This is a genomic window from Pseudomonas sp. PDM14 (assembly GCF_014851905.1).
Lineage (GTDB): Bacteria > Pseudomonadota > Gammaproteobacteria > Pseudomonadales > Pseudomonadaceae > Aquipseudomonas.
This window is the reverse complement of the sequence record NZ_JACVAQ010000001.1, coordinates 1,590,179-1,603,805: the sequence shown is the minus strand read 5'-3', so window position 1 is coordinate 1,603,805 and position 13,627 is coordinate 1,590,179. Positions and strand designations below refer to the sequence as shown.

Annotated in this window: 12 protein-coding genes; 4 read left to right on the top strand and 8 right to left on the bottom strand. The window is 65.1% G+C overall.

The features are described 5' to 3' along the window. Positions 1-179 precede the first annotated feature (179 nt). From gltB to IB229_RS07550, 4 genes are all read left to right on the top strand, one after another. Complete coding sequence (gene gltB / locus IB229_RS07565; RefSeq protein ID WP_192326509.1) at positions 180-4,628, top strand: glutamate synthase large subunit; 4,449 nt, start codon at positions 180-182, stop codon at positions 4,626-4,628. A 31-nt stretch (positions 4,629-4,659) separates the two neighbouring features. Further along, positions 4,660-6,078: an FAD-dependent oxidoreductase gene (locus tag IB229_RS07560; protein ID WP_192326507.1), complete on the top strand. Its 1,419-nt coding sequence runs from the start codon at positions 4,660-4,662 to the stop codon at positions 6,076-6,078. A gap of 219 nt (positions 6,079-6,297) precedes the next feature. Further along, entirely contained in the window at positions 6,298-7,365 is a 1,068-nt protein-coding gene (gene hemE / locus IB229_RS07555) for a uroporphyrinogen decarboxylase (protein ID WP_192326505.1), read from the top strand. Positions 7,366-7,486: 121 nt separating this feature from the next. Further along, the gene (locus tag IB229_RS07550) at positions 7,487-7,831 is read left to right on the top strand and encodes a YgiW/YdeI family stress tolerance OB fold protein (RefSeq protein WP_192326503.1); all 345 of its coding nucleotides are present in this window, start codon (positions 7,487-7,489) and stop codon (positions 7,829-7,831) included. A gap of 60 nt (positions 7,832-7,891) precedes the next feature. Here the strand turns inward: IB229_RS07550 and IB229_RS07545 are convergent, their stop codons facing one another. Genes IB229_RS07545 through IB229_RS07510 form a run of 8 tightly spaced genes read right to left on the bottom strand, consistent with a single transcriptional unit; the run spans position 7,892 to position 13,627 of the window. Beyond that, positions 7,892-8,329 (bottom strand): excinuclease, encoded by a 438-nt coding sequence (locus IB229_RS07545; protein ID WP_192326501.1) that lies wholly within the window; start codon positions 8,327-8,329, stop codon positions 7,892-7,894. A 20-nt stretch (positions 8,330-8,349) separates the two neighbouring features. Next, positions 8,350-8,781 carry a hypothetical protein gene (locus IB229_RS07540; RefSeq protein WP_192326499.1) on the bottom strand — a complete coding sequence of 144 codons (432 nt, stop codon included), beginning with the start codon at positions 8,779-8,781 and terminating at the stop codon, positions 8,350-8,352. Positions 8,782-8,802: 21 nt separating this feature from the next. Continuing rightward, on the bottom strand, positions 8,803-10,029 hold the full coding sequence (locus tag IB229_RS07535; protein WP_192329312.1) for a beta-ketoacyl-ACP synthase: 1,227 nt from the start codon (positions 10,027-10,029) through the stop codon (positions 8,803-8,805). Positions 10,030-10,037: 8 nt separating this feature from the next. Next, the gene (gene fabG / locus IB229_RS07530) at positions 10,038-10,766 is read right to left on the bottom strand and encodes a 3-oxoacyl-ACP reductase FabG (RefSeq protein ID WP_192326497.1); all 729 of its coding nucleotides are present in this window, start codon (positions 10,764-10,766) and stop codon (positions 10,038-10,040) included. Further along, a complete protein-coding gene (locus IB229_RS07525) occupies positions 10,763-11,215 on the bottom strand; it encodes a hotdog family protein (protein WP_192326495.1) in 453 nt (150 codons plus the stop codon). Before IB229_RS07525 ends, fabG begins: the two co-directional genes overlap by 4 nt. Next, the gene (locus IB229_RS07520; RefSeq protein WP_192326494.1) at positions 11,212-12,399 is read right to left on the bottom strand and encodes a beta-ketoacyl-[acyl-carrier-protein] synthase family protein; all 1,188 of its coding nucleotides are present in this window, start codon (positions 12,397-12,399) and stop codon (positions 11,212-11,214) included. The genes IB229_RS07525 and IB229_RS07520 overlap by 4 nt, the downstream gene beginning before the upstream one ends. Continuing rightward, complete coding sequence (locus tag IB229_RS07515; RefSeq protein WP_192326492.1) at positions 12,399-12,896, bottom strand: DUF3261 domain-containing protein; 498 nt, start codon at positions 12,894-12,896, stop codon at positions 12,399-12,401. The genes IB229_RS07520 and IB229_RS07515 overlap by 1 nt, the downstream gene beginning before the upstream one ends. Continuing rightward, positions 12,896-13,627: a class I SAM-dependent methyltransferase gene (locus IB229_RS07510; protein ID WP_192326490.1), complete on the bottom strand. Its 732-nt coding sequence runs from the start codon at positions 13,625-13,627 to the stop codon at positions 12,896-12,898. The genes IB229_RS07515 and IB229_RS07510 overlap by 1 nt, the downstream gene beginning before the upstream one ends.

The window sequence follows — 13,627 nt, the reverse complement described above, 5'->3', positions numbered from 1 at the left end:
TCTCTAGCGCGACATAAGCGTTCATTTCGCCGTCACGAAGATTTGTGACGGCAGGGGTGGATATGTACAATGTCTGCCCTTTGCCTGCGCCATGCTGGGGCGTTCCCCTGCGCGCACGGCAGGTAGGTCGATGAATTAGAAAGCAATTTGCCTGTGAAGGCAGCCTGGTGAGAGTCCCTATGAAAGCAGGTCTGTACCATCCTGATGAGTTCAAGGATAACTGCGGCTTCGGCTTGATCGCCCACATGCAGGGCGAGGCAAGCCATCACTTGCTGCAGACTGCCATTGAAGCCCTGACCTGTATGACGCACCGCGGCGGGATCAACGCCGACGGCAAGACCGGTGACGGTTGCGGTCTGCTGATCCAGAAGCCGGATCTGTTCCTGCGCGCCATGGCCAAGGAGCACTTCGCCGCCGATTTGCCGCAGCAATATGCCGTCGGCATGGTGTTCTTCAACCAGGACAGCGCCAAGGCCGAAGCCGCGCGCGAGAACATGAACCGCGAGATTCTCGCAGCTGGTCTGCAACTGGTTGGCTGGCGCAAGGTGCCGATCGACACCAGCGTGCTGGGCACCCTGGCCCTGCAGCGTCTGCCGCAGATCGAGCAGGTCTTCGTCGGTGGTGAAGGCCTCAGCGATCAGGACTTTGCCATCAAGCTGTTCAGCGCCCGTCGCCGCTCCTCGGTGGCCAATGCCGCCGACACCGATCACTACATCTGCAGCTTCTCGGCCAAGACCATCATCTATAAAGGCCTGATGATGCCGGCCGACCTGCAGCAGTTCTACCCGGACCTGGGTGACGAGCGCCTGCAGACCGCGATCTGCGTCTTCCACCAGCGCTTCTCCACCAACACCCTGCCGAAATGGCCGCTGGCGCAGCCGTTCCGCTTCCTCGCCCACAACGGCGAGATCAACACCATCACCGGCAACCGCAACTGGGCTCAGGCGCGCCGCACCAAGTTCGCCAACGAGATGATTCCGGACCTGGAAGAGCTCGGCCCGCTGGTCAACCGTGTCGGTTCCGACTCCTCGAGCATGGACAACATGCTCGAGCTGATGGTCACTGGCGGCATCGACCTGTTCCGCGGCGTGCGCATGATCATTCCGCCGGCGTGGCAGAACGTCGAGACCATGGACGCCGATCTGCGCGCGTTCTATGAATTCAACTCCATGCACATGGAACCGTGGGACGGCCCGGCCGGCGTGGTGCTGACCGATGGTCGCCATGCCGTGTGCCTGCTCGACCGCAACGGCTTGCGCCCGGCGCGCTGGGTGACCACCAAGAACGGCTACATCACCCTGGCGTCGGAAATCGGCGTATGGGATTACAAGCCGGAAGACGTGCTCGCCAAGGGCCGTGTCGGTCCCGGGCAGATCCTCTCCGTGGACACCGAAACCGGCCAGGTGCTGAACACCGACGACATCGACAACCGCCTGAAGTCGCGTCATCCGTACAAGCAATGGCTGCGCAAGAATGCCCTGCGCATCCAGGCGACCATGGAAGACAACGACCACGGTTCGGCCTTCTACGATGCCGACCAGCTCAAGCAGTACATGAAGATGTACCAGGTCACCTTCGAGGAGCGTGACCAGGTCCTGCGTCCGCTCGCCGAGCAGGGCCAGGAAGCGGTCGGCTCGATGGGCGACGACACGCCGATGGCGATCCTCTCGCAGCGCGTGCGTTCGCCGTACGACTACTTCCGCCAGCAGTTCGCCCAGGTGACCAACCCGCCGATCGACCCGCTGCGCGAAGCGATCGTCATGTCCCTGGAAATCTGTCTGGGCGCCGAGCGCAATATCTTCGAAGAGTCGCCGGAGCACGCCTCGCGCGTGATCCTCAGCTCGCCGGTGATTTCGCCGGCCAAGTGGCGCGCGCTGATGACCCTCGAGCGTCCGGGCTTCGAGCGCGAGATCATCGATCTCAACTACGACGAGACCCTGGGTCTCGAAGCCGCCGTGCGCAACATGGCCGACCAGGCCGAGGAAGCGGTGCGTGCCGGCAAGACCCAGCTGGTCCTGACCGACCGTCACATCGCTCCGGGCAAGCTGCCGGCGCATGCGTCGCTGGTTACTGGCGCCGTGCACCACCGCCTGACCGAGAAAGGCCTGCGTTGCGACTGCAACATCCTGGTCGAGACCGCCACCGCGCGTGACCCGCACCACTACGCCGTGCTGCTCGGCTTCGGTGCGTCGGCGGTGTACCCGTTCCTCGCCTACGAAGTGCTTGGCGACCTGATCCGTACCGGCGAAGTGCTGGGCGATCTGTACGAAGTGTTCAAGCACTACCGCAAGGGCATCTCCAAAGGTCTGTTGAAGATCCTCTCGAAGATGGGCATCTCCACCGTTGCCTCCTACCGCGGTGCGCAGCTGTTCGAAGCCGTCGGCCTGTCCGATGAAGTCGTCGAGCTGAGCTTCCGTGGTGTCGCCAGCCGCCTCAAGGGCGCGCGCTTCGTCGACATCGAGAACGAGCAGAAGCTGCTCGCGGCCGAAGCCTGGAACAACCGCAAGCCGATCCAGCAGGGCGGCCTGCTCAAGTTCGTCTACGGTGGCGAGTACCACGCCTACAACCCGGACGTGGTCAACACCCTGCAGGCCGCCGTGCAGCAGGGTAGCTACGAGAAATTCAAGGAATACACCGCGTTGGTCGACACCCGTCCGGTGTCCATGCTGCGCGACCTGCTCGGGGTGAAACTCGCCGAGCAACCGCTGTCGCTGGATCAGGTCGAGCCGCTGGAATCGATCTTCAAGCGCTTCGACGCCGCGGGGATTTCCCTCGGTGCGCTGTCGCCGGAAGCCCACGAAGCGCTGGCCGAGGCGATGAACCGCCTGGGCGGTCGCTCCAACTCCGGTGAGGGCGGTGAAGACCCGTCCCGCTACGGCACCGTGCGCAGCTCGAAGATCAAGCAGGTCGCCACCGGCCGCTTCGGTGTCACCCCGGAATACCTGGTCAACGCCGAAGTGCTGCAGATCAAGGTCGCCCAAGGCGCCAAGCCCGGCGAAGGTGGTCAGCTGCCGGGCGGCAAGGTCAACGGCCTGATTGCCAAACTGCGCTATGCGGTACCGGGCGTGACCCTGATCTCGCCACCGCCGCACCACGACATCTATTCCATCGAAGACCTGGCGCAGCTGATCTATGACCTCAAGCAGGTCAACCCGGCCGCGCTGGTCTCGGTGAAACTGGTGGCGGAAGCCGGCGTCGGCACCATTGCCGCTGGTGTGGCCAAGGCCTATGCCGACCTGATCACCATCTCCGGCTACGACGGCGGCACCGGCGCTTCGCCGTTGACCTCGATCAAGTACGCCGGCTCGCCATGGGAACTCGGCCTCGCCGAAACCCACCAGACCCTGCGCGGCAACGACCTGCGCGGCAAAGTCCGGGTGCAGACCGACGGCGGCCTGAAAACCGGCCTCGACGTGATCAAGGCGGCCATCCTCGGTGCCGAGAGCTTCGGCTTCGGCACCGCGCCGATGATCGCCCTGGGCTGCAAGTACCTGCGCATCTGCCACCTGAACAACTGCGCCACCGGCGTCGCCACGCAGAACGAAAAGCTGCGCAAGGACCACTTCATCGGGACCGTCGAGATGGTGGTGAATTTCTTCACCTACATCGCCGAGGAAACCCGCGAGTGGCTGGCCAAGCTGGGCGTACGCAGCCTCGGCGAGCTGATCGGCCGCACCGACCTGCTGGAAATGCTGCCGGGCGAAACCGAGAAGCAGAAGCACCTCGACCTGTCGCCGCTGCTGGGCAGTGACCACATCCCGGCGGACAAGCCGCAGTTCTGCGAAGTCGACCGCAACCCGCCATTCGACCAGGGCCTGCTGGCCGAGAAGATGGTCGAGATGGCCAAGGCCGCGATCGCCGGCAAGACCGGAGGCGAGTACGAACTGGACCTGTGCAACTGCGACCGTTCGATCGGCGCGCGCATCTCCGGCGAGATCGCCAAGGCGCACGGCAACCAGGGCATGAAGGACGCTTCGATCACCTTCCGCTTCAAAGGCACTGCCGGGCAGAGCTTCGGTGTGTGGAACGCCGGTGGTCTGAACATGATTCTCGAAGGCGACGCCAACGACTATGTGGGCAAGGGCATGACCGGCGGCAAGCTGGTCATCACCCCGCCGCAAGGCAGTCCTTTCAAGACCCAGGATTCGGCCATCATCGGCAATACCTGCCTGTACGGCGCCACCGGCGGCAAGCTGTTCGCCGCCGGTACCGCGGGCGAGCGTTTCGGGGTGCGTAACTCCGGTGCGCATGCCGTGGTGGAAGGCACCGGTGACCACTGCTGCGAATACATGACGGGCGGCTTCATCTGCGTGCTGGGCAAGACCGGGATCAACTTCGGTTCCGGCATGACCGGTGGCTTCGCCTACGTGCTCGACCAGGACAACACCTTCGTCGACCGCGTGAACCATGAGCTGGTGGAGATCCAGCGCATCAACAACGAAGCCATGGAGGCCTACCGTAGCCACCTGCGCAACGTGTTGGCCGAATATGTCGCGGAGACCGCCAGCGAGTGGGGTGCCAACCTGCTCGAGAACCTGGACGACTACCTGCGCAAGTTCTGGCTGGTCAAACCAAAAGCGGCAAGCCTGGGTTCGCTGCTCAGCAGCACCCGCGCCAATCCGCAGTAATTGCGCCTGAAGTAGTTGATGAGGTTTTGAAATGACTGAACGTCTGAACAACGACTTCCAGTTCATCGAGGTCGGGCGCAAGGATCCGAAGAAGAAGCTCCTGCGCCAGCGCAAGAAGGAATTCGTGGAAATCTACGAACCCTTCAAGCCGGCCCAGGCCGCCGACCAGGCACATCGTTGCCTGGGCTGCGGCAACCCGTATTGCGAGTGGAAGTGCCCGGTGCACAACTTCATTCCCAACTGGTTGAAGCTGGTTTCCGAGGGCAACATCCTGGCCGCCGCCGAGCTGAGCCACCAGACCAACACCCTGCCGGAAGTCTGCGGCCGCGTGTGCCCGCAGGACCGTCTGTGCGAGGGTGCGTGCACCCTCAATGACGGCTTCGGCGCGGTGACCATCGGTTCGGTGGAGAAGTACATCACCGACACCGCCTTCGCCATGGGCTGGCGCCCGGACATGTCCAAGGTCAAACCGACCGGCAAGCGTGTCGCGGTGATCGGTGCCGGCCCGGCTGGCCTGGGCTGCGCCGACGTGCTGGTGCGCAACGGCGTGACCCCGGTGGTGTTCGACAAGAATCCGGAAATCGGTGGCCTGCTGACCTTCGGCATCCCCGAGTTCAAGCTCGAGAAGAGCGTGCTCAGCCGCCGTCGCGAAGTCTTCACCGGCATGGGCATCGAGTTCCGCCTGAACACTGAGATCGGCAAGGACGTGACCATGCAGCAGTTGCTGGATGAGTACGATGCCGTGTTCATGGGCATGGGCACCTACACCTACATGAAAGGCGGCTTCCCCGGTGAAGACCTGCCGGGCGTGCACGACGCGCTCGACTTCCTGATCGCCAACGTCAACCGCAACCTCGGTTTCGAGAAGGCGCCGGAAGACTTCGTCGACATGAAGGGCAAGCGCATCGTCGTGCTCGGCGGCGGCGACACTGCGATGGACTGCAACCGCACGTCCATCCGGCAGGGCGCCAAGTCGGTGACCTGCGCCTACCGCCGCGACGAAGAGAACATGCCGGGCTCGCGCAAAGAGGTGAAGAACGCCAAGGAAGAAGGCGTGAAATTCCTCTTCAACCGCCAGCCCATCGCCATCGTTGGTGAAGACAAGGTCGAAGGCGTCAAGGTGGTCGAGACCCGTCTTGGCGAGCCGGATGCCCGTGGCCGTCGCAGCCCCGAGCCGATCCCGGGCTCCGAGGAAATCATCCCGGCGGAAGCCGTGCTGATCGCCTTCGGTTTCCGTCCGAGCCCGGCCGCCTGGTTCAGCGATTTCACCATCGAGACCGACAGCCAGGGCCGCGTCGTGGCGCCGGAGCAGAGCCAGTTCAAGCACCAGACCAGCAATCCGAAGATCTTCGCCGGTGGCGACATGGTCCGCGGTTCCGACCTGGTGGTGACGGCGATCTTCGAAGGGCGTAACGCCGCTGAAGGTATCCTGGACTACCTGCAGGTCTGACGACCCGCGTCGCGGCAAATCGTCGCGATGGACAAAAGGCACGGCACTCGCCGTGCCTTTTGTTTTTGGGTCTGCGAAAATACCCGCACTTTTTCTGCGCCACGGTGCGCGGTGCGCCGGCGATCCGGAAGCCCGCCCGGAGGAGGGGGACGCCACTGGCCGACTCCCGCACACTCTTCCGCCGTGAAGTTTCCCTGCTGATTTCCAGGAACCCTGCCGATGTCCGTCCTGAAGAACGACCGTTTCCTCCGCGCCCTGCTCAAGCAGCCCGTCGACGTCACCCCGGTGTGGATGATGCGCCAGGCCGGTCGTTACCTGCCGGAGTACCGCGCCACCCGCGCCAAAGCCGGCAACTTCGTCAACCTGATGAAGAACCCCGAGCTGGCCTGCGAAGTCACCATCCAGCCGCTGGACCGCTACCCGCAGCTGGACGCGGCGATCCTCTTCTCCGACATCCTCACCATCCCTGACGCCATGGGCCAGGGCCTGTACTTCGAGACCGGCGAAGGCCCGCGTTTCAAGAAGGTGATCGCCAGCATGGCCGACATCGAGGCGCTGCCGATTCCCGATCCGGAGCAGGACCTGGGCTACGTGATGGACGCGGTGCGCAACATCCGCCGTGAGCTGAACGGCCGTGTGCCGCTGATCGGCTTCTCCGGCAGCCCCTGGACCCTGGCCACCTACATGGTCGAGGGCGGTTCGTCGAAGGACTTTCGCAAGTCCAAGGCCATGCTCTACGACAACCCGCAGGCCATGCACGCGCTGCTCGACAAGCTGGCGCAGTCGGTGACCGCCTACCTCAACGGGCAGATCAAGGCCGGCGCACAAGCGGTGCAGATCTTCGACTCCTGGGGCGGCAGCCTGTCGGCCGCGGCCTACCAGGAATTCTCCCTGGCCTACATGCAGAAGATCGTCGACGGCCTGATCCGCGAGCACGACGGTCGCCGCGTACCGGTGATCCTGTTCACCAAGGGTGGCGGTCTGTGGCTGGAGTCCATGGCCGAGACCGGCGCCGAAGCGCTGGGCCTGGACTGGACCTGCGATATCGGCAGCGCCCGCGCCCGCGTCGGCAGCAAGGTAGCCCTGCAGGGCAACATGGACCCGAGCGTGCTGTACGCCAACCCGGCGGCGATCCGCGCCGAAGTCGCGCGCATCCTCGCCAGCTACGGCCAGGGCAGCGGTCAGGTGTTCAACCTCGGTCACGGCATCACTCCGGAAGTCGACCCGGAGCACGCCAAGGCTTTTTTCGAGGCGGTGCACGAGCTGTCGGCGCAGTACCACGGCTAAGTGTGCAACACGATATGAAAACGCCCGGCTGATGCCGGGCGTTTTCGTTTCGGCCAATTCAGTTTCAGTTCAGCTGGGTTGGCTAGTCTGATTCCACACCAACCCCACAAGGATCGGAATCATGAAAACTCGCTACCTCGCTCTGCTCGTCGCTCCGCTGTTCAGCACCGCTGCACTGGCTGCCGGTTACACCGGCCCGGGTGCTCAGGCCATCACCACCGTGGCGGCTGCCCAGGAGGCGGTTGATGACGCCAATGTGGTGCTGCAAGGCCACATCATCAAGAAGCTCGGCGACGAGAAGTACGAATTCAAGGACAGCAGCGGCACCATCACCGTCGAGATCGACGATGAAGACATGCCGCCGGTCGCCTTCGACGACAAGACCAAGGTCAAGCTGACCGGTGAAGTCGACAAGGGCATGATGAAACGCGAGATCGACGTCGACCTGGTCGAAGTCCTGCAGTAACGAACGCGAAAACGAAAACGCCGGCGCAAGCCGGCGTTTTGCTGTGTGGCCTGGGCGGCGTTACTTGACCCGCGCCAGATCACCCTTGAGCGCGACGCCGGCCATGATGGCGCCGGCGTGGCATTCGTAGGTTTTCGGGTCCTTGCGCTCGATGTTCTTGTAGTTGCTGGCGATGTTGACCACCGCATTGGCGCCGGCAGCCTTGGCCGCGTTCTGGAAGCGGATCAGCGCCGACTGCAGGGCCCAGCTGCAGGCACCCTCGTCACTCTTGTTGAAGGCATTGGTCTTCTGGCTGGTGGTCACGCCGGATTTGACGATGCTCGTACCGGCGGGCTGGCCAGCCAGGTAGAACTTCACGCTGCCATCCAGGCGGCCGGCGTTGGTGGCTTCCTGCACGGCGGCCTGGAAGTCGGGGAACAGGGTGGTGTCGCGAGCCTGGCTGACGCTGGGCAGTGCGGCGAGGCAAGCCGCGGCGATGATCCAATGGTGCATTTTCATAGTCGTCTCCTTGAGTGGCTTTACTGCTGCGGGGTACTGCTGGGTCCGAGGTTTTGCGCGATGCGGATCTCCTGCTGGATCACCCGATCGAGGCGTTTCACCAGCGCGTTATAGCGCTTGTGGATCTTGCCGTCCTTGTAGCCGAGGTCCTGGCTGTCGCGGTAGCGGATGTCATAGCGCTCGGCCACGTAGTCGAGGGTGATCGAGGCACTGTGGCCGCGAAAATCCAGGCGTGCCAGCAGGCGATTGGGTTCGTCCTGCTCGATGGTCCATTTGCTCCGTACCAGTGCGCGGACCAGTGCCGGGCGCAGGTCGCTGGCGCTCAGCGCGCCTTGGGCCTGCGCCGCCGGCGGCACCTGCTGGTGGATCACCTGCACCGGCTGCAAACGGCTGCAGGCGGCCAGGCCGAAGAGGGCCAGGGTGAAAAAAGCGAGTTTGATGAAACGGGTCATGCACGACTCCCTGTCGTCGGTTCAGGTCCAGCGCTTGAAGATCAGTGAGGTGTTGACCCCACCGAAGGCGAAATTGTTGTTCATCACGTAGTCATTGCGCATCTGCCGGAACTCGCCGCGCAGGTAATCCAGTTCGCCACAGGCCGGGTCGAGGTCGTCGAGGTTGAGCGTGTGCACGTAGCTGTCGGCATTCATCATCTCGATGCTGAACCAGGACTCCAGTGCACCGCAGGCGCCCAGGGTGTGACCGAGGAAGCTCTTCTGCGAGCTGATCGGCATACGCGGCCCGAACAGGCTGCTGGTGGCCAGGCTTTCGGCCACGTCACCCTGCTCGGTGGCGGTGCCGTGACCGTTGACGTAACCGATCACCTCGGGGCTCAGACCCGCGTCTTCCAGCGCCAGTTCCATCGCGCCGCGCATGGTTGCCTGTTCCGGCTTGGTCGCGTGCTGGCCGTCGGCGTTGCAGCCGAAGCCGACGATCTCGGCGTAGATGGTCGCGCCGCGCGCCAGGGCGTGCTCCAGTTCTTCGAGCACCAGGATGCCGGCACCTTCACCGATCACCAGGCCGTCGCGACCGCTGTCGTAGGGACGTGGCGAGGTGTGCGGGGCGTCGTTCTTCAGGCTGGTGGCGTAGAGCGCGTCGAACACCATGGCCTCGGTCGGGCAGAGTTCTTCGGCGCCGCCGGCGAGCATCATCTTCAGGCGGCCGAACTTGATCGCCTCGTAGGCGTAGCCGATGCCCTGGCTGCCGCTGGTGCAGGCGCTGGAGGTGGGGATCAGGCGGCCCTTGAGGCCGAAGAAGATGCTGATATTGGCCGCGGTGGTGTGCGGCATCATGCGGATGTAGGAGTTGGCGTTGAGGCCGTCGGCCACCGAGTTCAGCAGCATGTTGCCGAACGCCTTGATCTCCTCGGTGCTGCCGGTGGAGGAGCCACAGGCGACGCCCATGCGCCCGTCCTTGATCGACTCGTCGCCGAGCAGGCCGGCATGTTCCAGCGCGCGCTCGGCGGCGTACACGGCGAGCTTGGACACGCGTCCCATGCTGCGAGTCTGCTTGCGGTTCCAGTGCTTGGGCGTGACGAAGTCGTCCACCGGGCCGCCCAGGCGGGTGTTCAGCTCGGTGAAGCGGTCCCACTCGTCCATGCGGCGGATACCGCTCTTGCCGGCGCGGAAGTTCGCCTCGATGGTCGGCCAGTCACTGCCCAGGGAAGTCACACCGGCCATGCCGGTGACCACGACGCGTTTCAACCCGTTCATCAGCACAACCCACCATTCACGGCGAGGACCTGGCGGGTGATGTACCCGGCCTCCTCGGACATCAGGAAATTCACCGCCCCGGCCACTTCCTCGGGAGTGCCCATGCGCGCGGCCGGGATCATCTTGAGGATTTCTTCCAGCGGCACGTGCTCATTGAGCATGTCGGTATCGATCAGCCCGGGGGCCACGCAGTTGACCGTGATCTTGCGCTTGCCCAGCTCGATGGCCAGGGCCTTGGCCGCGCCGATCACGCCGGCCTTGGAGGCGCTGTAGTTGACCTGGCCGCGGTTGCCGATCAGCCCCGACACCGAGGTGATGCAGACGATACGCCCTGGCTTGCGGCGGCGGATCATCGGCATGCTCAACGGGTGCAGGACATTGTAGAAACCGTCGAGGTTGGTGCGCAGCACCTGGTCCCAGTCGTCTTCGGTCAGCGCCGGGAAAGCACCGTCACGGGTCAGGCCGGCATTGCACACCACGCCGTAGTAGGCGCCATGCTGCTCGATGTCGGCTTCGAGAATCTCCCGGCAGGCGGCGCGGTCGGAGACGTCGAACTGCAGGATGCGCGCCTGCTGGCCGAGGGCGAGTATTTCGGCCTGCACCGCTTCGGCCTCGTCGCGGCGCGAGCGGCAGTGCAGCACCAGGTCGAAACCGGCACGCGCCAGACGCAGGGCAATGGCGCGGCCGATGCCACGGCTGGAGCCGGTTACCAGAATCGGGTCACTCATACGGCGGGTTCCTGTAGATAGCTGGCCACCTGGGGCGGACGGAAAACGTTGAGGCGGGCGAAGGCTTCGATGCCGGGGCCGGTCAGCTGGCATTCGAACACGCCCATGCCGTTGTCGTCCTGCAACGAGCGCACGGCCTTGATCTGCAGTTCGACGCCGGCGGGAAAATGTTCGACGTTGCACTGGAAATTACGCGTGCCAAGGAGAAAGCCCAGCTCCACCGGCGCGCCGGCCTGGCGCGCCTGGCAGCCGGCGTAGGCGGCCACGCTCTGCGCCATCAGCTCGATACCGACCCACGCCGGCAGGCTGCCATCGGCGCGGCTGAACAGGCCGCCGGGGCGTACGAGGAGGCGGGTCTCGACGTCCTCGTCGCCGAAGCGCACGACCTCGTCGATGAGGATCATGTCGGCGGCATGGGGGATCAGCTCGGCAATCGGCCAGCGGCTCATGGCTGGTCTCCCAGGATCAGGCTTATGTTGCTGCCGCCGAAGGCGAAGGAGTTGCTCATCAGCCGACGGCCCGCCGTGCGTTGCAGTGTTTGACCGGGTGTGACCAGGCGCAGCGTGGGGGCAGCTGGGTCGGCCTGGCCGTCCCACAGGTGCGGCGGCAGCAGGTTGTCGCGGTTGTATGGGCTCAGGCTCAGCCAGCAGAACGCCGCCTCCAGCGCCCCGGCGGCGCCGAGGGTGTGGCCGGTCAGCGGCTTGCTCGACGAGCAGGCCACGCCGTGGGGGAACACGGCCGCGGTGGCCTGGCTTTCCATGGCGTCGTTGTGCGTGGTCGCGGTGCCGTGCAGGTTGAGGTAGTCGATGTCCTCGGCACTCACCCCGGCGCTGGCCAGGGCCTTGCGCATCGCCGCCTGGGCGCCGACACCGCTTGGCTCGGGCGCGGAGATATGGTGCGCGTCGGAGCTGGCGCCGCCGCCGAAGAAGGCAATCGCTGACGGCTCTCTGCTCATCACGAACAGGGCCGCGCCTTCGCCGATGTTGATGCCGTGGCGGTTCACCGAGAACGGGTTGCAGCGCTCGGCGGAAATCGCCTCCAGCGCCGAGAAGCCGTTGAGGGTCAGGCGGCACAGGCTGTCCACGCCGCCGCACAGGACCACGTCGCAGATGCCCTGCTGCAGCAGACGATGGGCGCTGAGCAGCGCGCGGGCGCTGGAGGTGCAGGCGGTGGAGATGCTGTACACCGGGCCGCACAGGCCCAGCCAGTCGGCGAGGAAGCTGGCCGGCGCGCCGAGTTCCTGCTGCGCGTAGTGATAGTGCGCCGGCAGTTCGCCCTCGTGGATGTAGCTGGCGATGCTCTGGCTGGCCTCGTCGATGCCCGAGGTGCTGGTGCCGAGCACCACGGCGACGCGCTCGGCGCCGTAGCGGGCGATGGCGGCGCGGATCTGCGGCTCGATCTGCAGGGCGGCGGCCAGCAGCAATTGATTGTTGCGGCTTGGTGGCTGGCTCATGCCGCTTGGCAGGGCCGGCAGTTCGCCGCGTACCGCGCCGACGGTGAGGTCGCGTTCGCTGACCCAGCCGGGCTCGGCGCGCATGCCCGAGGCATCGCCGGCGAACAGGGCATCGGCCACCGCCTGCTTGCCTTCACCGAGGGCGCAGAGCAGACCGAGTGCGTTGAGGTAACTGGGCATCAGGAGCCTTCTGGCGACGTCAGGGTGGTGACCCGATAGCTCGGGCCTGCCACGGTGTACAGGGTGAAATTCAGCGGGGCACGATAGTCGATGCGCCACTGTGGAACGAACTGGCGCCGATCAGCGGCAAGTTGCCAGCTGCCTGCCGGATATGTGCTGGAGAGCGATTCGGCTGGCGTCAGGGCGAACAGCAGGGCGGCGAACAGCTCGCGCGCCTCGGCGTTGGGTGGCAGCAGGCCGTCGTTGTGCCAGGCACCGTCCAGCAGCAGCTGGCGCGCCAGCGGCATGCCCAGCGGATCGAGCAGCGACCAGCGCAGCGCGTCCCCCTCGGCCTGCAGCACCAGCAGCCAGTCGCGCTGCTCGCCTGCCTGCTCGCGCTGGATATGCAGCGACAGCGGCAGCGCCGCGACCAGTTGCGGCGCCCGTTCGGGCACTGGCGTGTGCGTGGCGCAGGCGCCGAGCAGCAGGCACAGGGCCAGCAACCAGGTATGACGCATCAGGCGCCCTGCTCGCTGTCGAGGGGTTTGCGCACCGCGGCGTTGACCAGGGTTTCGTCACGCTGGCCGACCGGCTTGGCCTTGCAGATACCCCAGCGTTCGAGCAGGCCGAAATCCTTGGAGCGGCTCCACCACAGGTACGGGTAGGAGACGTTGCGTTCGCCGAACGCGAAGCCCTGGTCGCGCAGCATCGCCAGGTATTCGTCGGCGCTCTTCTGCACCTCCATCGGGTGGCGGAACAGCCAGCGGATCACCCAGGTGTCGATGTAGAACTTGGTCGACTCGGCGAACAGCAGCAGGCCGCCCGGCTTGAGCACGCGCCAGAACTCGGCCAGCGCCTGTTCCTGCTCGACCAGGTGATGGAAAGTCTGGTGGCAGAACAGGATGTCGACGCAGGCGTCAGGCAGGTCGATGGCCGCGCAGTCGCTGGCGATCAGTTGCACCTCCAGGCCCAGGCGCTCGGCCTCGGCGCGCGAGCAGTCGAGGCTGTGCGGGTCGGCATCCAGGCCGATCATCCGCGCCGGCTGGAGCGCACCGGCGAGCAGGCCGAAGGATTTGCCCTGGCCGCAGCCGGCATCCAGCAGCACTGGCGCCTGCGGCAGCGGCGTGTCGATCAGGCCGACCAGGTCGTTGATCGCCACGCGCAGCACATGGTGCTGCCAGACATGGCTCTGCAGGAACCAGAAACCGAACCCGGTTTCCTCGACGTAGGTGCTGGCGGCGTGCTTCAT